The following is a 20808-nucleotide window of genomic DNA, read 5'->3' on the forward strand; positions in this document are numbered from 1 at the left end:
CCGGGTCCCTCACCGGAGGAGGTTGCGGCAGCGTTCCTGCGACGAGCGCAAGTAAAAAAGCCGGAGCCGTGAAGGCCCCGGCCGATCGATCGATGATCCGGCGTTATGCGGGCTGCATGAACCGCGAGCGGATGAATCCGGCAGCGCCACCCAGCAGCACCCAGAACACGAGGCTGACCATCGACGCCATCACGACGAAGTCATGGGCGAGCGTTTCGGGAACCGCCGTATCGAAGCTTGCCGGCTTGGGGGCACCGACAAGGTGGGGAACGACGATCAGCGCCACCGCCAGAACTCCCAGCGGCAAGGCACGCGTGAAGGCGAGCAGCGCCAATCCGGCAGCAGTCGCCGCGGCGGTTGCGACCCACCAGACCTGCCTTGCCTCGAGATCCGCCGCCGGCATACCCGGCAGTTCGGGAGGCAGGCCGAGGCCGGGCGCAAGCGTAAAGACCGCAAAGCCCGCGAGGCCCCAGAACACGCCTTGGCGCCAACCGGCCAATCCCCCGGCAAACTCGGATGCGGTCACGAGAAGAATCGCGAAGCCGATCGCCGTGACGATGTTGGCGAGGGCCGTGAACGCGGATCTCTCGAACCCGTCCGCCGGGGCCCAGGCTTCCTCGTCATGCGCATGCGAATGGGCGGCAACCGCCGCCCCGTCGCTGGTCTGCACGGCGGGGCCGTGATCGTGCGCGGCCGGCGCCGCATTCTCGTAGGTTTCGGCCTGCAGGATCAGCGGAACGGTACCGGCATATTGCATGCCGGTCATGGCGAGGCCGGCGACGAGCCCGGCCAGCGCCGAGACGAAGACGATGTTGCGAAAGAGACTCATGCCGCCTGCCTCAATGGCAGGGGAAGGCGAGCGAATGCCGCGCATCATGAGCCGCGTTGTGCACAGCGCTGATATGCGAGAATCCCGCGAAGCCGACAATGAAAAGGCCGAAAAATGCGGCGAGCCCCAGTTGGGTCAATCGCGAGGCCGATGTCACGCCCGCGGCAAGCGGCAAGGTCGTTGGATTGGTCGTCATCATGTTCCTTTCACCCTCCACCCGAGGGCTCATCAAGAGTTCTTACGATGTCGGCAGGTTTCCTGGCTCACGGATCGACGCGTCTCCTCTGCCTTCCCAGGAAAAGTCCCAGTGGCAGTATCGAGGAGCGCTCTCCGCCTACAGTTGCGGGGGCAGCCATGGCTTTGGGCGAGAGGCCCGTACCGTGTTCCCTTTTCATTCTTGAGGGATCCGACCACACAGGTATAGATGCCCTCCCTCGCACCGCCAACCAAAAGATTGGCTCGTGCACCGGCCTCTGCGGCTTACGCGCTTTCCGTCGGCGCTCGCCTGAGATCCCGGCTCGTGAGGTGGAAGTTGGAATGGGCCGGAAGCCCTTTGCGGCCGGCTTTTGCGCGCGCCGCATCGTTGAACCGCGCGCGATGCTCGCGGAAATACGCCAGGCAGATTTCGGGCGACAGCCGTGCGCCCACGAGCGCGCGGAAGGCGAGCCGATGGACGACGCAGAGGCCGTTATGGCCGTCGGGACGGAAGGCAAGGGAATCGATGTCCTCCCGCCACATGCCTTCGTCGCTCACCGTTACGTCCCCTGCCCTTGACTCTGCCCGGCAAGCTATACCTCATCGGAAAGAAATCGATGCGCCCGATCGGTCGGGTTCAGCGTTGGATATATCCGCCGGCGATCTCACTGAAAGGAAATCCTGTGTTCACTCTCACAATCAGCGACAAGGCTGTGGCCGTCACCAATGCCACTGAGGATGAAGCGCGCGAACTTTTCATGAGCGAGGACTTCAAGGACGATCTCAAGACGCTCGAAACCGAGGGCGCACCGCTCTGGGACGGCTTCGCCACCCTCGCCCTGCGACCCGCCACCGACCTCGAGATCACCGAATTCGAGGAGGCCGACGTGGACGAGGAAGGCGAGGAGGATGCCGAAGACGACGACAGCCCCCTGATCATGTTCCTGGTCGACGTGACGGATCCCGACGACGAGGAATAAGATTCTCATGGGTGTGCGGAATCTGCCTCCTCCTGAGAGGCTGGCCAGCGTTTGGCGACGGAAGTCCACCTCATCCTGAGGAGGCCGAAAGGCCGTCTCGAAGGCTCATCCAGTGGCCGCTGGAGACGCCTCGTGCTTCGAGACAGGCCTTCGGCCTTCCTCAGCATGAGGCTGTGGGGGTGCAGCTTCACCGGCGTCCGCAACGGTGGATCAGATAGCTGCCGCGCCTCATCCTGAGGAGCCGCGAAGCGGCGTCTCGAAGGATCGTCCAGTAAATCTCTGGAAGCGCCTTGTGCTGCAAGATCGACGTATCGGCCTTCCGCATGAGGCTCCCGGTGGCCAATCCCTTCACGCCGGCGGCGACCCGTCCTTGACCATGCTCCTGATCCCCTCGCGAAGTTGCGGCGTGTCCTGTTCCCTGTGCACGGCAACCGCATGCAGGACGGCGGCATCCACCACCTCGTCGGCGGTATCGGCCACGATCGCGACGGAACATTTCACGTCGCTGGAGATCTCGCGGCAATCGATGAACTTTCGGCCCATGGGTCCCTCCTTGGTCTCAAGGATTTCAATCCGATGCCGTTGCCACGACTGCCCCCATTCTAGGCCCGACGCGCACCGGAGACGAGCCCCTATCCCTTCACGTCGAACGCATCCACGAGCAGTTCATAGGAGCGCAACTTCGCGGCGGGATCGAAAATGGCTGCGGTGATCATCAGTTCGTCGGCGCGAGTCGCGTCGATGAGGGGTTGCAGTGTTTCTCGCACCCTCTGCCGGGACCCCACGAACAGGCGCTGCCGGTTGCGTCGGATCGCCTCTCGCTCGGAGGCTGAATACTCATACGCAAGCGCTTCCTCGGGGCTCGGCAGCGGGCCGTATTCGCCGCGCGCACGCCGCAGGACGTTGAGATCCGCGCTCGAGGCCAGACGCTCGGCCTCCGCATCGGTTTCGGCGCAGATGATCGCGACCGTCAGGATCGCGTGCGGCTCGCTCCGCCATTCGGACGGCGTGAAGCCCCGCCTGTAGCTCAGCATGGCATCGACGGCATCGTGGCTGGCAAAATGTTGGGCGAAGCCAAAACCGAGGCCGAGTTGCGCCGACAGATGAGCACTGTAATCGCTCGAACCGAGAAGCCAGATCGGCGGCAACGGGATGCCCGACGGCATGATTTCGATCTGGCGGAACGGATGCCCTTCCGGGAAACGTCTGGTCTCCAGCAGCAAAAGCTCCTGCAGCCGTTCGAGAAAGTCGTCCCCGCCGCGCTCCTGCTGCAGCCGCCGCAACGCATAGGACGTGACGGGATCGGTGCCGGGCGCACGACCGAGCCCGAGATCGATGCGGCCCGGAAACAGGGCTTCGAGGAGCTTGAATCGCTCCGCGACCATCAGGGGCGCGTGATTGGGCAGCATGACTCCGCCCGAACCGACGCGAATCCTGTCGGTCACCGCAGCGATCTGGCCGATCATGATTTCCGGTGCGCCGCTGGCGACGGAGGGCAGGTTGTGATGCTCGGCGACCCAGAACCGCGTGAACCCCAGCCGATCGGCATGGCGCGCAAGCTCGAGCGTGTTGCGCAACGCATCGGCCGGCGTCGAGCCTGCCATGACAAAAGAAAGATCGAGAACCGAAAGCGGCAGCATGAGGTTTCCAAGTGTTGATGGCAGGGGCTAGGATCGTCGAATATAGGTTTGCGGTCGGATAAAACCCATGCCTCGACCCATGCCTTGCGCGGGAACCCATTTCCGCTTCCGCTCACAGACGCACAAACCCGCCTAAGGAAATCGCAAAATGAACAAACGTCGGCTCGGACGCTCGGACTTGATGGTCTCGCCCCTTTGCCTCGGCGGCAACGTCTTCGGCTGGACGGCAGACGAGACAGCATCGTTCAGGATTCTCGATGGCTTCATTGATGCCGGTCTCGAATTCATCGACACCGCCGATGTCTATTCAAGCTGGGCGCCCGGCAATCAGGGCGGTGAATCGGAAACGATCATCGGCCGGTGGATGAAAGCGCGCGGGAACCGCAGCAAAGTGATCATCGCCACCAAGGTCGGATCCGAGATGGGACCCGACCGGAAGGGCCTGTCGCGAGCCTATATCCGCCAGGCGGTGGAGGATTCGCTCACGCGGCTGCAGACGGATTACATCGACCTCTATCAGTCGCACCGGGACGATGAGGCGACGCCGCAGGCTGAGACGCTGGGAGCATATCAGGAGTTGATCGAGGCCGGGAAAGTCCGCGCCATCGGCGCGTCGAATTTCACCGCCGAACGACTGAAATCCGCGCTGGAAATCAGCGCCAAGCACGGCCTGCCCCGCTATGAGAGCCTGCAGCCCAAATACAATCTTTATGATCGCGCCGAATACGAGAACGACCTCGAACCCACCTGCCTCGCGCAGGAAGTCGGGGTGATCCCCTATCACAGCCTCGCCAGCGGCTTTCTCACCGGCAAGTACCGCTCTGAAAGCGATTTCGGCAAGAGCGTGCGCGGCGGGCGAATGGTCAACTACCTCAACGAGCGCGGCACCCGCGTTCTCGCGGCGCTCGATGAAGTCGCGGCCGAGAAGAACGCCGCCCCGGCTCAAGTCGCGATCGCGTGGTTAATGGCCCGACCCAGCATCACCGCCCCGATCGCGAGCGCGACGAGCGTCACGCAACTCGAGGACCTTGTCGCCGCAACCCGGCTGACGCTGGATGCGGAGACCATCAAGAAACTCGATCGCGCCTCGGCTTGAACCGAACAGCATTGCGGTGACGTTTTCGCATGGCAGGCATGTCGTTGCGTCCAGCGAAGCCGCGCTTATGTCGAATGTGAATGTGATCTCCCGCAATTCACAACCACGGTCGGTAAATTCATGAGCGCGAACGATCCTCTCTTCCAGCCCTTCCAACTCGGCGACCTGTCGCTGCCGAATCGCATCGTCATGGCGCCGCTCACGCGCAACCGCGCGGGAGCCGGCGACATTCCGGGCGATCTGGCCGCCACCTATTACAAGCAGCGGGCAAGCGCCGGGCTGATCATTTCCGAGGCGTCGCAAATTTCGCAGCAGGGCCAGGGCTATCTCCGCACGCCGGGCATCTACACTCCGGAGCAGGTCGCCGGCTGGCGCCGGATCACCCATGCGGTCCATCAGGCGGGCGGCCGCATCTTCATCCAATTGTGGCATGTGGGCCGGGTTTCGCACGTATCGCTGCAGAAGGACGGAGCAAAACCGGTCGCGCCGTCGGCGATACGCGCCGTGACGAAGACGTTCGTCGAATCCGGATTTACCGATACGTCGGAGCCGCGGGCGCTTGAACTGTCCGAAATCCCGGGGATCATCGCCGATTACGATCGCGCTGCCCGCAACGCGAAGGAAGCCGGCTTCGATGGCGTGGAGATTCACGCGGCGAACGGCTATCTCCTCGACCAGTTCATGAAGGACGGCTCGAACAGGCGCAGCGACGCCTATGGCGGCTCGATCGAGAACCGCACCCGCCTCACCCTCGAAGTCACCGAGGCGATTCTCAAGGTGTGGGACAGCAAGCGCGTCGGGATCCGCCTGTCACCCGCCAAGGTCAACGACGCGGGCGATTCAAATCCCGTTGCGCTCTTTTCGCATGTGGTGGGAAAATTGAACGACCTCGGCCTCGCCTATATTCACATGATCGAAGGAGCCACCGGCGGAGCGCGCGATGCCGTGGATGTCGACTACGCCGCCCTTCGCAAGGCTTTCAACGGCACCTCCATCGCCAATAACGGCTACAGCCCGGAGATGGCGCGGGAGGTTGTCGCAAACGGCCGTGCCGACCTGGTCGCGTTCGGACGGATGTACGTCTCGAATCCCGACCTGGTCGACAGGCTGCGGATTGGCGCCCCATTGGCGCAGCCCATCCGCGAAACCCTCTACGGCGGCGGGGCGGAGGGTTACGTCGATTATCCAACCCTCGAGGAGGCGGCGTAAATACACGCCGCGCCGGTGCTAGAGTCGGATTCAGTTTCTTCGAATCTGATCCGGCTCTATCTCTTTGTTTTGGCGCATGATCTCTCCATGAACCGGTATCCACTTCGCCGGATCAGGCTCTAGCAGCCGACGCAAATCCCGCGGCGGACCTTCCGGTCGATCATCTCGCTTTTGCGCCTCATCTCCAGCTCCCGGGCTGTGGGTTGAGACGTGGACGAATCACGGGGGGCCACTGTCGACGGGGATGCACCCGAACTTCCTTCCGTGCCCGGTGCCGGACGGGGCGCCGTGATCGTGCTGGGTGTTGATCCCGGCGAAGGGGTGGACGTGCCGGGACTGGTTGTTCCGGATTGCGCGAGAGCTTGGCCGGCCAACAGGCTTGCGGCCGCCAGCATCGTCAATGTCAAGGTTCGCATTGATTCCTCCCTTATCCTGATGCCGCCTATCAACGTTGAGATCCCGCGGGAGTTTCCCCTCAGCGCCGCCACAGGGTCAAGCTGACGGGCAATTGCGGATCGAGGACCTTGCGTGGCCCGGCCTCGAGGCCTCTCTCGAAGAGCGCGGCGCAGGCGCTGGTGCCCTCGTCGCAGACGGAGAACAGCCCGGTGCCCGAACCGATCTTCACGCCTTCGGCCCGTGACAGGTGAAATACGTCGTAGCCGATCCGCAGAAAAAGATCGAAGACCCGGCGTCCACCCGGCACCGCCACCCTGCCGCCATTCGGCAGGATCGTTGCGATCGCCTCGTCCCAACTGCAGCGATCGGGATTCCACCACCAGGCGTCGGCGCGCTGTTCGAGCCCCGGGGAGGACGACGACACCACGAGTCGGCGACGTCCTTTGGCATTGGGGTTGGCCTCATGTCCCAGCCGTCCCAGCACCACCACGTCGGATTTGTCGAGCTCCGCCTGGAAATACCTCCAATCGGCCTCGTTGCGCAGCGCCTCGGGCGTCGCGCCGCTTGCATCGGTGATGCGGTCATCCTCGGAGATGATCGCGTAGCCGTGAATCTCGATCGCCAAAATCGCTCCTGCGGGTCCGTCAATCTGGTTGTATCGCACGATTGGCGATTCCGGCCAGAACACCGCCGATGGATGGCGCGATCAGGAAGAGCCACAGCTGCCCGAGGGCGTTTCCACCAACAACCAGCGCCGGACCGAACGAGCGCGCGGGATTGACCGAAAGGCCCGTCACGTTGACGAAGGGAAGATGGAGGAGAAGCAGCGTCAGGCCGATGACGAGGCCGGCAACGGCACCGAATTGTTCGCCGGTCGTTATCCGCAGGATCGCCAGAACGAAGATGAAGGTGGCAATCACCTCAACGAGGAAGGCGGCCGCGGTGCCATAGCCGCCGAGATAATCCGGACCCCAGCCATTATGGCCGAGTCCACTCTCGGCAAGATTGTAGCCAGAGAGCTTGCCTGACACGATCCCGTACAAGAGAGCAGCGCCCAAGGCGCCGCCGATCAATTGGGCGACGATGTAGCCTGCGGCCTGGCCGACCGAGATGCGGCCGGCCGAGAGGACGCCCAACGTCACGGCGGGATTGATATGGCATCCCGAGATCGGGCCGATGGTGTAGATCATCGCCGTCACCGCGAGACCGAAGGCGAAAGCAACGGGTAGAATTCCCAACGGAAATCCAACTCCGTATCCGCCGATGGCCACCGCGCCGCAGCCCAACAAGACCAGGACCGCCGTCCCGAAAGCTTCCGCCAATAACCTGGACATCACATTCCCCCCGATTCCCGATAGGAATGCTATCATCAAGCGTGGCCTTGGGAAATCGGCGAGAATCGATGGGTCGCCAACAGTGGGGACGGGTCGGGCTTTGACCTTGCCAGACTCTCCCGAAAATCCGATGAAACCGGAACCAGCCGGGGGAGAGTGACGCCGATGCGAATCGCCACGTGGAATGTGAACTCGATCAAGCAGAGGCTCGAGCATCTCGGCGAATTCCTGAAGACCAGCAATCCCGATGTCGTTTGCCTGCAGGAGTTGAAATGCGTCGACGAAGCCTTTCCGCGATTGGAAGTCGAGGCGCTTGGCTACAACGTCGCGACCCATGGTCAGAAGGCCTATAACGGCGTTGCCATCCTCTCCAAACGCCCGTTGGAGGACGTCCGGTGCGGCCTGCCGGGCGGCGATGGCGACGATCATGCGCGCTATATCGAAGGCGTGATCTCCACCGACCGAGGCGTCGTGAGAGTCGCGTCGATCTACCTGCCGAATGGAAACCCGGTCGGCACCCCGAAATTTCCCTACAAGCTCGCCTGGCTCGACCGGCTGACCGTGCATGCGCGGGAGCTGCTGAAGCTCGAGGAGAACCTCGTCCTGTGCGGGGATTTCAATGTCATCCCGGAACCCCAGGACGCGGCCGACCCTGCGCTCTGGGTCAACGACGCACTGTTCCAGCCGGAGAGCCGGGCCCGCTTCCGCGCGCTTCTCGATCTCGGCTTCGTGGATGCGCTACGCGCCTGCAACGATCAGCCGGGGCTCTATACGTTCTGGGATTATCAGGCCGGCGCGTTCCAGCGCAACAACGGCATCCGCATCGATCACCTGCTGCTGTCGCCGCAGGCGCAGGACAAGCTGCAATCGACCAGCATCCGGAAGGATGTCCGCGGTTGGGAGAAGCCGTCGGATCACGTGCCGGTATTGGTCGAGCTGAAGATCGACGGTTGATCGCGGGGACCGAGCCGCGTGCTTCGAGACGGCCTTCGGCCTCCTCAGCATGAGGACATTCGGTGTCCTGCTCCCTCATCCTGACAAGCGAGCACTACCACCTCATCCTGAGGAGCGAGCAACGCTCTCGTCTCGAAGGATCCTCCAGCGGTCTCCGTTACCGGCGAGCCTGGATATATTGCTCGAGCAGGTCGAGGGCGAGCTTGCGGTCGCTATCGCCCGACGCCGCAAAGGCATCGTCGTAAAGCTTGCCGATCCACTGATCCTTGCCCGGCTCCACGGATTCACGCGCCAGCGTCAGCCACATCAGCCCTTTGGCGCGCTGCCGCGGCACGCCGTTGCCGGTCATGAGCAGGTGGCCGAGCACCGCCTGCGACGCGTGATGCCCTTTCTCGGCCGCCAGGTTGAACCAGCGCGCCGCCAGGCGGGAATTCTTGTCGACGCCGGTGCCTTCCAGATACAGCCGCGCGAGATTGTACTGCGCGTTGGAATCACTGAAATAGGTCGCCGCGTAGTTGAACATCTCGACCGCCCGTCGCGGATTGGCGGAGACGTAAGAGCCCTGAATCCCGTCGAGGAAATAGGTGCCCAGGGCGACGAAGGCGCTGGAAACCACGGGCGCGTTGGGCGAGTCGGGGCTCTCATCCGCATTCTGGTCGGCGAGCTTCGAGAAATATTCGAAGGCCTTCAGATCGTCATGCTGAACGCCGTCGCCATCCGCATACATGCGTCCGAGCTTCCACAGCGCCAGCGTGTGCCCCTGCCCGGCTGCGTATTCGAGCGCGAGCGCCGCGCCCTGCTTGTCGCCCGCATTGTAGTCCCTCATGCCATTGCGCAACGCCTCGCGCACCGAACCATACTTGATGGTCGGTGTGAGAGGCTGCGGGCGCGGAGCGGCGTCGAGCGCGAAAGCCGCGCCCGAGCCAAGCAACGCCACGCCGCAAGCGGCCAGGAGACTAGATGTCCGCATAGGTCTCTTTCTCTGCGGCTCCGCCCGGATGCGTCACGGCTCCGTCCCGTGCCGGTCCGACCGTCTGCGTATATTTCCAGAGATAGCCCGAAGTCGCGGAGGTCTCGCGGGGAGCCCATTCCGCGTGGCGGCGGGCGAGTTCCTCGTCGGAGACTTCCACGTCGATCGTGCCCTTGATGGCGTCGAGCGCGATGATGTCGCCGTCGCGCACGAGAGCAATCGGACCGCCAACGGCCGCTTCGGGACCCGCATGGCCGATGCAGAAGCCGCGTGTGGCGCCGGAGAACCGGCCGTCAGTGATGAGCGCGACCTTGTCGCCCATGCCCTGGCCGTAGAGCGCTGCGGTGGTGGACAGCATCTCGCGCATGCCGGGGCCGCCGCGCGGTCCCTCATAGCGGATGACCAGGACCTCGCCTTCCTTGTACTGCTTCTTGCTGACGGCCTCGAAACAGGCTTCCTCGCCGTCGAAGCAACGAGCCGGGCCGCGGAAGACCTGCTTGTCGAGGGGCATGCCGGCGACCTTCACGATCGCGCCCTCGGGTGCAAGGTTGCCGCGCAGGCCGACGACGCCGCCAGTCGGCGTGATCGGATTGTTGGCCGGACGCACTACGTCCTGATCGTCGTTCCAGCGCACGTTTGCAAGGTTCTCCGCAATCGTGCGGCCGGTCACGGTCATGCAATCGCCGTGCAGGAAGCCATGATCGAGGAGCGTCTTCATGAGCAGCGGAATGCCGCCGACTTCGAACATGTCCTTCGCCACATAACGTCCACCGGGCTTGAGATCGGCGATGTAGGGCGTGCGCTTGAAGATTTCAGCCACATCGAACAGGTCGAACTTGATGCCGATCTCGTGTGCGATGGCCGGCAGGTGCAATGCCGCATTGGTCGAGCCGCCGGAGGCGGCCACAACCGTCGCTGCATTCTCCAGCGCCTTGAGGGTCACGATATCGCGCGGGCGGATGTTCTTGGCGAGCAGCTGCATCACCATCTCGCCCGCGGTGAAGCAGAACCGGTCGCGGATTTCATAAGGCGCCGGAGCGCCGGCCGAGTATGGCAGCGCGAGGCCGATGGCCTCGGACACGGTCGCCATCGTGTTGGCGGTGAACTGCGCGCCGCAGGCGCCGGCGGACGGGCAGGCCACCTGTTCGAGTTCGGTGAGGTCCTCGTCCGACATCTCGCCGACCGAATGCTTGCCGACCGCCTCGAACAGATCCTGCACCGTGACCGGGCGCCCGCGGAACGAGCCCGGCAGAATGGAGCCGCCATAGATGAAGATCGACGGGATGTTGAGGCGCACCATCGCCATCATCATGCCCGGCAGGGACTTGTCGCAACCGGCCATGCCGACGAGCGCGTCATAGGAATGGCCGCGCATGGTGAGCTCGACCGAATCCGCGATCACTTCGCGGGACGGGAGCGACGACTTCATACCCTGGTGACCCATGGCGATGCCGTCCGTCACCGTGATGGTGCAGAACTCGCGCGGCGTGCCGTGAGCGGCGGAAACGCCCTTCTTCACGGCCTGGGCCTGGCGCATCAGCGAGATGTTGCAGGGCGCGGCTTCGTTCCAGCACGTGGCGACGCCGACGAAAGGCTGATGAATCTGCTCCTGGGTCAGACCCATCGCGTAGAGATAGGAACGGTGCGGCGCACGAGACGGGCCTTCCGTTACGTGGCGACTTGGGAGTTTCGATTTGTCGAACCGGCGCGCATCCATGAACTTCACTCTTCCCCGCTTGGCGTCTCACATTGGGTTCCGAATGGTTACGGAACCCTGGTGATCTGCCACGCGCCACGCCATCGACGCAACGCTTCTATGGAGCGCAGAAAACCCGTCCGCGCCCGAACGTTTCTTGAGCTCGCGTGCCTTAAAGCGTTGCCGTTAAAGCAGTTTAACCAGGCTCTTGAGTTGCGCGCCGTTTATGGCGGGATCGCGGCGGAGCGTGGGCCAAGCGCGGCAGGATAAGGAAGGTTTGAAGGTGTTGCGGCGCGGCAACAAATTTTCGCGACGTTCAAGCAATGCCGTCGCTCGAAAACCAGACCTCGTCATAGACCGCAATGGCGGTGCTGTCCGGTTCCCGATCGGATCGCAACCAAATCGCTCTGGGAGCCGGTGGACCGGATCCGGAGGGCGCCGGATGGCCGTGCTCGATCGGCATCGTGCCACTGCACCCGATGAAGCCCACACTCATGAGAGGCTGCGCCGCATACCCCCCGGCCAGTCGCGTGACGAGGAGTGCGGGTCCCCACCCGCCATGGGGCTGCCACGGAAACAGCAGGCGCCCCTGCAACTTCAGTGCCCGAAGCCAGAAGTCGTCCGGCGCGGTGACGCCGGCATTCACATAAATGATGTCGGCCTGCGGCAACGGCCGGCCATAGGCCGATTCCGCGCGGACCTCGACGTTGCCATCGGGGCTGAGGTTGCGAGCGGCCTCGGCGGCGAGGTCGGGCTCGTATTCATAGGCGTAGACCCGCCCGCCGGGGTCCACGAGGCGCGCGAGCATCGCCGTGTAATAGCCTGTCCCCGCTCCCACATGGATGACCGTCTCGCCCGGCTGCGGATCGACCGCCGCGAGCCACGCAGCATGCAGCGCCGGCTCGCCGTTGTTGATGCCGCGCGGCCGGTCGATGGCGACGAGGACATCGTCGTAGAGATCGGCCGGATCGCTGCTGCTCCATGCAAAACCCGCCCTGATGAGGGTCCAGGGCGGACCGCGCAGGAAGGCTTCACGGGGAGTGGTGGCGAACACCTCCTCGATGCGGGGGTCGGTCACACCGGCGAGCCGCAGGATGCTTTGCGCGTAGTGGCGGCGAACCCTCTCAAGCCCAGTCTTGCTCATGACCGAAAATCGCTTCAGAACCCTGACGGTTCCCGACGATCTTCAATCACATTCGGAAGACGCCGAACCTCGTCTCGGGAACCGGCGCATTCAGGGTCGCGGAGAACGCCAGCGCCAGGACGCGGCGGGTTTCCGACGGCAGGATGATGCCGTCGTCCCAGAGGCGGGCAGTGGCGTAATACGGGTTGCCCTCCTCCTCGTAATTGTCGCGGATCGGCGCCTTGAAGGCCTCTTCCTCCTCCGCGCTCCAGCTCTTGCCCTCGGCCTCGATGTTGTCGCGGCGGACGGTGGCAAGGACGCTCGCCGCCTGCTCTCCCCCCATCACCGAAATGCGGGAATTGGGCCAGGTGAACAGGAAACGCGGCGAATAGGCCCGGCCGCACATGCCGTAATTGCCCGCCCCGAACGAGCCGCCCAGCAGCAGCGTGATCTTCGGCACCTGCGCGCAGGCAACAGCCGTGACGAGCTTTGCGCCATCCTTGGCAATACCGCCGGCCTCGTATTGGCGGCCGACCATGAAACCCGAGATGTTCTGCAGGAAGAGCAGCGGAATGCGTCGCTGGCAGCACAATTCGATGAAATGGGCACCTTTCAGGGCGCTCTCGGAAAACAGGATGCCGTTATTGCCGATGATGCCGACCGGCATCCCCCAGATGCGCGCAAATCCGGTGACCAGGGTCGTGCCGTAAAGCCGCTTGAACTCGTCGAATTCCGAGCCGTCGACCAGCCGCGCGATGACCTCGCGGATATCGTATTGCTTCTTGAGATCGGTCGGCACGATCGCATCGAGATCATCGAGGGAATATTTCGGCTCGGACGGTTCGGCGAGATCGAGATCCACGACCTTCCGGCTGTTCAGCGTCCCGACGATGCGGCGCACGATGGCGAGCGCGTGGACGTCGTCCGTCGCATAATGGTCGGCAACGCCCGATTGCCGGGCATGGACATCGGCTCCGCCGAGGTCCTCCGCCGAGACCACCTCGCCGGTCGCGGCCTTCACCAGCGGCGGGCCGCCAAGAAAAATGGTGCCCTGACGGCGCACGATCACCGTCTCGTCCGACATTGCCGGCACGTAGGCGCCGCCGGCGGTGCAGGAGCCCATCACGCAGGCGATCTGCGGAATGCCAAGGGACGAGAGCGTCGCCTGGTTATAGAAGATGCGCCCGAAATGCTCCCGGTCGGGAAACACCTCGGTTTGATGCGGCAGGTTCGCGCCGCCCGAGTCGACCAGATAGATGCAAGGCAGGCGATTCTCGCGGGCGACTTCCTGGGCGCGAAGATGTTTCTTCACGGTCATCGGATAATAGGTGCCGCCCTTGATGGTGGAATCGTTGCAGACGATCATCACCTCGCGGCCTTCGACCCGGCCGATGCCGGTGATGATGCCGGCGCCGTGGATGGCGCCGTCATACATCTCATGCGCCGCGAGCGCACCGAGCTCGAGGAACGGCGCCCCGGGGTCGAGCAGGCGCGTGACCCGGTCCCGCGGCAGCAGCTTTCCGCGTCCCAAATGCCGTTCGCGCGCCTTTTCCGGCCCACCTTCGGCCACCGCCGCGCGTTTGGCCCGCAGCTCCGCCGCAAGCTCGGCCCAGGCAGCACGATTGGTCCGCGCGGCGTCGGAGGCGAGATCGGCGGATGTGGCGATAACGGGCACTCGGTCAGCTCCTGCTGGTCATGGTCCGGGGGCCGTCGACGTCAGCCCTTGGCGCGAATGACCACACGCTCGCGCACCACGCCCGGGCCGCAGCGATAGGCGATGCCGCGAACGAGAAGCCAATCCTGCGACAGCTTGTCGAGATAAAGGTGTGTGCCGCCAAGAGCGAGGGTCGCCTCGAGCATGGATTGGGTGGCGGGTCCGAACCCGGGGGTGGTGGTGATCGCGGGGCTGACCTCGGCGAGGCGGGTGCAGACCCGCACGTCGGCGGGCGAATCGACGATGTGAACGAGGTCGGTGGGCGCAGGCCGATAGGCGCAGGCCGAAGCGGTCAGGGCGATGAGGGAAGCGAGAAGAACGCGAGTCATGTCGATATCCGCCGATCAGCTAATCTTCCCCCAAGCTTAGAGCATGAAGCGTCGCTGGCGAGAAGCCATGTGGCGGGAGCGGCCGAAATCGGGTGGGAAAAGGCCGGAAAGTCGACACTTGTGACTTCCGGGTAACGTCAAGGCTGCTCGGTCGCTCCGAAGGTCGTCTCGAAGGTCCGGCGCAGGACCGCATCGACCTCCGGCATGCTCACGGGGATGCCTAGATCGACCAGGCTGGTGACGCCGTGCTGGCTGACGCCGCAGGGCACGATGCCGGAAAAGTGGCCGAGATCGGGTTCGACATTGAGACTTATGCCGTGGAAGCTCACCCATCGACGCACCCGGATGCCGATGGCGGCGATCTTGTCCTCCGCGCCCTCGGCCCTGTCGGGGCGGCGGACCCAGACGCCGACCCGGTCATCGCGGCGCTCGCCGCGGATATTGAACTGGTCGAGAGATGCGATCAGCCACGCCTCGAGCGCCGCCACATACCGGCGCAGGTCCTGCTGGCGACGGCTCAGGTCAAGCATCACATAGGCGACCCGCTGGCCGGGGCCGTGATAGGTATATTGCCCCCCTCGCCCGCTCCGGTGGACGGGAAAACGGTCCGGTTCCACGAGGTCCGAATCCTGGGCGGAAGTTCCGGCGGTATAAAGCGGCGGGTGCTCCACGAGCCATACCATTTCGCGCGCCGAGTCCTCGGCGATCGCCGCCGCGCGGGCCTCCATGAACGCAACCGCCTCCTCATAACCGGTCAATCCCTCGGCGATCACCCACTCCACGGGCGCGGAGCCGTCGATGGCGAGGAAAGTATCGGAAAGGTTGTCGCGAACGCTCGGCAAGACGGGTCCACCTTGAGATACGGTGCGGCGGGAGAGCTGTTTTGATCCCTGATCGACCGCGTGGTCAACCGAGGCTGACATATGCGCTCGCTCTGTGGAAACAAGGCGCTTTTGATGCAAGCTTGGCGGCTTGGTTTCGCTCCGCGCCGGACGCTGCGGAAAGTCTTCGTTCGATGGGCTTGCGGTCGCGCAATCCATCTTGTATAGCCACCGCCTCGCTAGGGATTTACGTCCCTGGTTCAAGTTCTGCGGCCATGGCGGAATTGGTAGACGCACTACCTTGAGGTGGTAGCGGGGAGACCCGTGGAGGTTCGAGTCCTCTTGGCCGCACCAACTTGGAGAGCGCTTCCGGCGGAGCAATCACCGGCGCGTTACAAAAAGGTCCCTTTACGGGGCCTTTTTTGTTGCCTGTGCGGGATTGTCACCTTGGCGTAAATCCACTTCGCTATATGTGGCCGTCACTTAGACCCTATCGTTCATCTTCGCCGCGATTCTCCGACGGGCTTCAACCAGCCTCGTAGGACATGCGCCCAACGCGCTTTTCCGTCTTTGACGCAGGGCGCATTGCGCTGATGCTTCGGCATCACCTAAAAGACCGGCGGATCCGCTATCGAGGAACAGCTCATGCAGGACGTCGAGAATCTGACGCCGCCGCGTTTGCCCGATGGCGAAGGTGAGCCGCTGGCCTTCCGGGACGATGAAGGCGAGATCAATTCGGCATTCCTCCGCGCCGCCGCGGACGCGATCGACGCGTCGGATACCGCGAGCCTGCTTCGGCTGGTGGAGGATTTCCACGAATCCGAAATGGGCGACCTGCTTGAGGCGCTCGATACGGATCACCGCCCGCGCCTGATCGAACTGCTCGGATCGAATTTCGACTTTGCCGCGCTGACCGAGGTGGACGATTCGGTTCGCGAGGAGATTCTCGAGGAACTCGAAACCGCGACCGTTGCGGAAGGCGTCCGAGACCTCGAATCGGACGACGCCGTCACGATTCTCGAAAGCCTCGACGACGAGGACAAGGCGGAGGTGCTCGACCGCCTGCCGGCCATCGAGCGGGTCGCGCTCCAGCGTTCGCTCGATTATCCGGAAGACAGCGCCGGCCGGCGCATGCAGACGGAGTTCATCGCCGTCCCGCCGTTCTGGACCGTCGGCCAGACCATCGACTTCATGCGCGAGACGCCGGACCTGCCCGAGACGTTCTACGAAATTTTCGTCATCGACCCGGCGGGCCACCTGCTCGGAGCCGTGGCCCTCGACCGGCTGTTGCGCTCGAAGCGTCCGATCACGATCGAGCAGCTCATGGACGACGAGCCCGACCGCGTTGAGGCTACCGAAAACCAGGAAGAGGTGGCGCGCATGTTCGAGCGCTACAACCTGGTCTCCGCAGCCGTCGTCGACGATGCGGGCCGGCTCGTGGGCGTGATGATGGTCGACGATATCGTCGACGTGCTCGAAGAGGAAGCCGACGCCGACATCAAGCAGCTCGGCGGCGTTCATTCCGACGAAGAATTGTCCGACACCGTCATCACGACCCAACGCAGCCGCTTCCCGTGGCTGTTCGCCAACATGTGCACGGCGATCATCGCCGCCAACGTGATCGGCGCCTTCTCGGAATCGCTCGAGCACATGGTGGCGCTCGCGGTCCTGATGCCGGTCGTCGCCTCCATGGGCGGCAATGCCGGCACGCAGACGATGACGGTGGCGGTGCGCGCGCTCGCCACCCGCGAACTCGGACGTTCCAATGCGTGGCGGATCATCCGCCGCGAGGCCCTCGTCGGCCTGCTCAACGGCCTGGTCTTCGCCGTCATCATGGGAACGATCGCAGGCGTATGGTTCCAGGCTTTCGAGCTCGGCGTCGTGATGGGGCTGGCGCTCATCACCGTGCTGCTCTTCGCAGCGCTCGGCGGGATTTTCGTGCCGCTCACCCTCAACCGCTTGGGCGTCGATCCCGCGGTCTCGTCCGGACCCTTCGTCACCAGCATCACCGACATCGTCGGCTTCTTCGCATTCCTGGGGATTGCGACCGCCTGGTTTGGGCTGTGACAGGCCGTTAAGCTTCTTTCGTAAGCGCCTGTTAATGGGCTTCCGTCATGGCTGGTCAGATCGATATTGCTCAATATAGTTGATCAGATGAAGCCTCGACGTCCCTCCCGCCGCTCGAAAGCTCCTTCCCGGCTGCGCCAGGCCCTGACCGCGGTTCGCTTCGGTGCGGTCGCGGTGCTCGCCGTCGGCCTCGCCTCCTGCGCCATTGCACCATCGAGCCGTTACCCGGCGAAGGGCGACGCACGTCCTCACGCGGGCGTCGCATCCGCCCACCGGATGCCCATTCACGGCGTCGATATTTCCAAGTGGCAGGGCAAGGTCGATTGGGCAGCCCTACAGCAGGCCGGAACCAAATTCGCCTTCATCAAGGCCACGGAAGGCGGCGACCACGTGGACAACCGGTTCATGGAGAACTGGTACGGCGCCAAGCGCGCCGGCGTCCCGCGCGGGGCCTACCACTTCGTCTATTGGTGCCGCCCGGCGCACGAGCAGGCGATGTGGTTCAAGAAGAACGTGCCGCAGGACCCGGAGGCCCTCCCCCCGGTCCTCGACGTCGAGTGGAACGGTGAGTCGCTCAATTGCCCGCGCAAGGTCCCGCGCGAGCAGGCGCTCGCCATGATCGACCTGATGCTGAAGGAGATGGAGGCCCACACGGGCAAACGTCCCATCATCTACACGGACATCACCTTCCATCAGGAAATCCTCGAGGGGGCGTTCAACGACTACCCCTACTGGATCCGCAGCACCGCCGCCGAACCGCACCATCGCTACAATGAGCGCCGCTGGACCTTCTGGCAGTTCACGACCACCGGGCGCGTGCCGGGGATCTCCGGCGACGTCGACCGCAACACGTTCTACGGCACCGACAACCAATGGCGGATGTTCCTCGCCAGCAATTGCGACCCGCGCGACCATGCCCGACTAAAGAACACCGGCGTGTGCAGCAATCTCGGCAGCAGCGAGGTCTACGCGAGCGCCGAATAGCGGCTGGATCCTTCGAGACGCCGCTTCGCGGCTCCTCAGGATGAGGTCCGTTGAATCACCCCTTTGATCAGGCCGGTCGTTACCACCTCCTCATGCTGAGGAGGGCAAAGCCCGTCTCGAAGCACGCAGCATCGCTGAGTCCTTTGAGACGCCGCTTCGCGGCTCCTCAGACGGACATGGCTTGCAAAATCCCGCCCCTTGCCCGAACCTTCGCCTCAAACCGACGCATCGTCGCCCTGAAGTCGGAGGAAGCCCCATGATCCCGAACATCCGCGCCTTCAATTTCGACCTTGGCGAGACCGCCGATGCGATCCGCGAGACCGTGCGCGACTTCGCGCAGGACAAGATTGCGCCGCGGGCGGAGGAAATCGACCGCACCAATCAATTCCCGCGCGATCTCTGGCCGCAGATGGGCGAGCTTGGCCTCCACGGCATCACCGTCGAGGAGGAATATGGGGGCGCCGGCCTCGGCTATCTCGAGCATGTGGTGGCGGTCGAGGAAGTCTCGCGCGCCTCCGCGTCGGTGGGATTGTCCTACGGCGCGCACTCGAATCTCTGCGTCAACCAGATCAGCCGCAACGGCACCGACGAGCAGAAGCGGCGCTATCTGCCGAAGCTGATCTCGGGCGAGCACCTCGGCGCGCTCGCCATGTCCGAGCCGGGCTCGGGCTCCGATGTGGTGTCGATGCGCACCCGCGCCGAAAAACGCGGCGACCGTTATGTGCTCAACGGCAACAAGATGTGGATCACCAACGGCCCGACTGCCGACACGCTGGTGGTCTATGCGAAGACGGATCCCGAAGCGGGGTCAAAGGGGATCACGGCGTTTCTGATCGAAAAGGACTTCAAGGGTTTCTCCACGCACCAGAAGCTCGACAAGCTCGGCATGCGCGGCTCCGATACCTGCGAGTTGCTCTTCGAGGATTGCGAGGTGCCGGAGGAAAACGTGCTCGGCCGCGTCGGCAAGGGCGCCAACGTGTTGATGTCAGGGCTCGACTACGAGCGCGCGGTGCTCGCTGCCGGGCCGCTCGGCATCATGCAGGCCTGCATGGATGTGGTGATGCCCTATGTCCACGAGCGCAAGCAATTCGGGCAGCCCATCGGCGGGTTCCAGCTCGTGCAGGGCAAGCTCGCCGACATGTACGTGACGATGAATTCGGCGAAGGCCTATGTGTATGCGGTGGCCAAGGCCTGCGACCGCAACGAGACCACCCGCGAGGACGCGGCCGGCGCGATCCTGTTCGCGGCTGAAAAAGCAACCCAATGCGCGCTCGATGCGATCCAGCTGCTCGGCGGCAACGGCTACATTAACGATTATCCCACCGGTCGCCTTTTGCGCGACGCGAAGCTCTACGAGATCGGCGCCGGCACGAGCGAGATCAGGCGGATGCTGATCGGCCGGGAATTGTTCGACAAGACGGCGTAACAGCTCACGAGTTGTCATTCCGGGGTCACAAAGCGGAACCCGGAATGACGGGAGCAAGAATCCTATTTCGTCGCGGCCTCGTACACATACAGTGTCGACTTATCGTCCTCGGGCATGAAATAGCCCCGCAGACCGGCATCGCTCGCCTCGAACCAGACCGGGTTATGCGTCATGTCCATGCCCGACGGAGACCACAGGAGCACCGGCGACTGGAAGATCGGGCGGCCGTCTGCGAGATTGACCAGGTCGACGCCGCCGAGACGGAAGGGCTGTGCTTCGGGCGTTACCCTGATTTCCGTGACGCCGGTGCAGAGCATCCGGTTGCCGCCCGCGTATTTGCAATCCTGATAATCGAGATAATGGGACGTGTTGAGGGTCCGCAATGCCTCTGGCTTCGCGTCGGCATTGGTGGGCTTGCCGTCCGCACCGAGCGGCCAGCGGTAGAAGCGGCGCGAGCCCCAGCTGACCCCATGCAGGGAATTGTCGTCGGTGTTGTGGACGACGCCGCCCACATGATCCTTGAAGCGAAACATCTCGGTCGCCGTCATCGTCTCGGGATCGACCCGGTAGATGATCGCCTGGCTGTTCGGCCGGTATTCGGCGACCGGCACCCAGATGTATTTGCCGTCGTAATCAATGCCGCCGGGGTGATAGATGGAGCCCTCGCCGAGCTTCACTTCTCCGACGAGATTGCCCTTCTGGTCGATCTTGAACAGATGGCCTGCGCCCTCCCCGGTATCCCGATCATAGCCGTCGACCGGCTGCGGGAAGCGCTTGGTCGGCGTCTTGATCTCGACGGAGGAAACAAAAAAATTGTCGCCGATCTTCACCATGCCTTGCGGATGGTGCGTCAGGAAGTTGATCGGCACTGCCTCGACCTGCTTCCAGGTCGTTCCGCGGGTGAGCTTGGCGACCTGCTCCGCGGCAGCCGCTGCCTTGTTCTCGGCGGCATGGGCGATCGGCGCCGCCGCCAGGAGGAAACACGCGGTCAGACATTGCAAACTGCGATTCATCGAGGTCTCTCCCAGTTGAGAATTTTGCCGAG

22 protein-coding genes, 1 tRNA gene and 1 riboswitch are annotated in these 20808 nt (G+C 63.7%); of the genes, 9 read left to right on the forward strand and 14 right to left on the reverse strand.

Features of this window, described 5'->3' with window-relative positions; translation table 11 throughout:
* Positions 1–103 precede the first annotated feature (103 nt).
* The 3 genes from FEZ63_RS18775 to FEZ63_RS18785 form a co-directional block, all read right to left on the reverse strand.
* A complete protein-coding gene (locus FEZ63_RS18775; protein WP_150947339.1) occupies positions 104–829 on the reverse strand; it encodes a CbtA family protein in 726 nt (241 codons plus the stop codon).
* A 10-nt stretch (positions 830–839) separates the two neighbouring features.
* On the reverse strand, positions 840–1025 hold the full coding sequence (locus FEZ63_RS18780; RefSeq protein WP_150947408.1) for a CbtB domain-containing protein: 186 nt from the start codon (positions 1023–1025) through the stop codon (positions 840–842).
* Between the two features lie 35 nt (positions 1026–1060).
* Positions 1061–1255, reverse strand: a riboswitch (cobalamin riboswitch).
* A gap of 54 nt (positions 1256–1309) precedes the next feature.
* A complete protein-coding gene (locus FEZ63_RS18785) occupies positions 1310–1582 on the reverse strand; it encodes a DUF1488 family protein (protein WP_244622885.1) in 273 nt (90 codons plus the stop codon).
* Between the two features lie 125 nt (positions 1583–1707).
* On the opposite strand from FEZ63_RS18785, the gene FEZ63_RS18790 reads away from it, so the two are divergent.
* Positions 1708–2004 carry a hypothetical protein gene (locus FEZ63_RS18790; protein ID WP_150947340.1) on the forward strand — a complete coding sequence of 99 codons (297 nt, stop codon included), beginning with the start codon at positions 1708–1710 and terminating at the stop codon, positions 2002–2004.
* 348 nt (positions 2005–2352) lie between these two features.
* Here FEZ63_RS18790 and FEZ63_RS18795 read toward each other — a convergent pair whose 3' ends face one another.
* Together FEZ63_RS18795 and FEZ63_RS18800 are read right to left on the reverse strand one after the other, a co-directional pair.
* Positions 2353–2547 carry a DUF1059 domain-containing protein gene (locus FEZ63_RS18795; RefSeq protein WP_150947342.1) on the reverse strand — a complete coding sequence of 65 codons (195 nt, stop codon included), beginning with the start codon at positions 2545–2547 and terminating at the stop codon, positions 2353–2355.
* An 89-nt stretch (positions 2548–2636) separates the two neighbouring features.
* On the reverse strand, positions 2637–3644 hold the full coding sequence (locus tag FEZ63_RS18800; protein ID WP_150947344.1) for an LLM class flavin-dependent oxidoreductase: 1008 nt from the start codon (positions 3642–3644) through the stop codon (positions 2637–2639).
* Positions 3645–3792: 148 nt separating this feature from the next.
* Here FEZ63_RS18800 and FEZ63_RS18805 point away from each other — a divergent pair, with 148 nt between their 5' ends.
* The 3 genes from FEZ63_RS18805 to FEZ63_RS18815 all read left to right on the forward strand — a co-directional run bounded on the left by FEZ63_RS18805 (position 3793) and on the right by FEZ63_RS18815 (position 6450).
* Complete coding sequence (locus tag FEZ63_RS18805) at positions 3793–4740, forward strand: aldo/keto reductase (RefSeq protein ID WP_150947346.1); 948 nt, start codon at positions 3793–3795, stop codon at positions 4738–4740.
* 120 nt (positions 4741–4860) lie between these two features.
* A complete protein-coding gene (locus FEZ63_RS18810) occupies positions 4861–5949 on the forward strand; it encodes an alkene reductase (RefSeq protein WP_150947348.1) in 1089 nt (362 codons plus the stop codon).
* A gap of 210 nt (positions 5950–6159) precedes the next feature.
* Entirely contained in the window at positions 6160–6450 is a 291-nt protein-coding gene (locus tag FEZ63_RS18815; RefSeq protein ID WP_150947350.1) for a hypothetical protein, read from the forward strand.
* Here FEZ63_RS18815 and FEZ63_RS18820 read toward each other — a convergent pair.
* Complete coding sequence (locus FEZ63_RS18820; protein ID WP_244622886.1) at positions 6425–6970, reverse strand: dihydrofolate reductase family protein; 546 nt, start codon at positions 6968–6970, stop codon at positions 6425–6427. The genes FEZ63_RS18815 and FEZ63_RS18820 overlap by 26 nt on opposite strands.
* A 19-nt stretch (positions 6971–6989) precedes the next feature.
* Entirely contained in the window at positions 6990–7679 is a 690-nt protein-coding gene (locus FEZ63_RS18825) for an aquaporin (protein WP_150947352.1), read from the reverse strand.
* Between the two features lie 165 nt (positions 7680–7844).
* On the opposite strand from FEZ63_RS18825, the gene xth reads away from it, so the two are divergent.
* Positions 7845–8633, forward strand: a complete 789-nt coding sequence (xth, locus tag FEZ63_RS18830; protein WP_150947353.1) for an exodeoxyribonuclease III — start codon at positions 7845–7847, stop codon at positions 8631–8633.
* A 157-nt stretch (positions 8634–8790) separates the two neighbouring features.
* On the opposite strand, the gene FEZ63_RS18835 is transcribed toward xth, so the two are convergent.
* The 6 genes from FEZ63_RS18835 to lipB all read right to left on the reverse strand — a co-directional run bounded on the left by FEZ63_RS18835 (position 8791) and on the right by lipB (position 15388).
* Entirely contained in the window at positions 8791–9603 is an 813-nt protein-coding gene (locus FEZ63_RS18835) for a tetratricopeptide repeat protein (protein ID WP_150947355.1), read from the reverse strand.
* Positions 9590–11320: a dihydroxy-acid dehydratase gene (gene ilvD / locus FEZ63_RS18840; protein WP_150947357.1), complete on the reverse strand. Its 1731-nt coding sequence runs from the start codon at positions 11318–11320 to the stop codon at positions 9590–9592. Before ilvD ends, FEZ63_RS18835 begins: the two co-directional genes overlap by 14 nt.
* A 295-nt stretch (positions 11321–11615) precedes the next feature.
* Positions 11616–12443, reverse strand: coding sequence for a protein-L-isoaspartate O-methyltransferase family protein (locus tag FEZ63_RS18845; protein WP_150947359.1), 828 nt, complete (start codon positions 12441–12443; stop codon positions 11616–11618).
* 46 nt (positions 12444–12489) lie between these two features.
* Entirely contained in the window at positions 12490–14097 is a 1608-nt protein-coding gene (locus FEZ63_RS18850) for a carboxyl transferase domain-containing protein (protein ID WP_150947361.1), read from the reverse strand.
* Positions 14098–14138: 41 nt separating this feature from the next.
* Positions 14139–14465 (reverse strand): hypothetical protein, encoded by a 327-nt coding sequence (locus FEZ63_RS18855; RefSeq protein ID WP_150947362.1) that lies wholly within the window; start codon positions 14463–14465, stop codon positions 14139–14141.
* A gap of 137 nt (positions 14466–14602) precedes the next feature.
* Positions 14603–15388 (reverse strand): lipoyl(octanoyl) transferase LipB, encoded by a 786-nt coding sequence (gene lipB, locus FEZ63_RS18860; RefSeq protein ID WP_150947364.1) that lies wholly within the window; start codon positions 15386–15388, stop codon positions 14603–14605.
* 167 nt (positions 15389–15555) lie between these two features.
* On the opposite strand from lipB, the gene FEZ63_RS18865 reads away from it, so the two are divergent.
* From FEZ63_RS18865 to FEZ63_RS18880, 4 genes are all read left to right on the forward strand, one after another.
* A tRNA-Leu gene (locus tag FEZ63_RS18865) sits at positions 15556–15640 on the forward strand.
* Between the two features lie 291 nt (positions 15641–15931).
* Positions 15932–17353, forward strand: a complete 1422-nt coding sequence (gene mgtE, locus FEZ63_RS18870; RefSeq protein WP_150947366.1) for a magnesium transporter — start codon at positions 15932–15934, stop codon at positions 17351–17353.
* A gap of 87 nt (positions 17354–17440) precedes the next feature.
* Positions 17441–18337 (forward strand): glycoside hydrolase family 25 protein, encoded by an 897-nt coding sequence (locus tag FEZ63_RS18875; protein WP_150947368.1) that lies wholly within the window; start codon positions 17441–17443, stop codon positions 18335–18337.
* 256 nt (positions 18338–18593) lie between these two features.
* A complete protein-coding gene (locus tag FEZ63_RS18880; protein ID WP_150947370.1) occupies positions 18594–19763 on the forward strand; it encodes an isovaleryl-CoA dehydrogenase in 1170 nt (389 codons plus the stop codon).
* 62 nt (positions 19764–19825) lie between these two features.
* Here the strand turns inward: FEZ63_RS18880 and FEZ63_RS18885 are convergent, their stop codons facing one another.
* Positions 19826–20776, reverse strand: a complete 951-nt coding sequence (locus FEZ63_RS18885; RefSeq protein WP_150947372.1) for a DUF6454 family protein — start codon at positions 20774–20776, stop codon at positions 19826–19828.
* Positions 20777–20808 lie beyond the last annotated feature (32 nt).

This window comes from Microvirga brassicacearum (assembly GCF_008757455.1).
GTDB classification, from domain to species: Bacteria; Pseudomonadota; Alphaproteobacteria; order Rhizobiales; family Beijerinckiaceae; genus Microvirga; species Microvirga brassicacearum.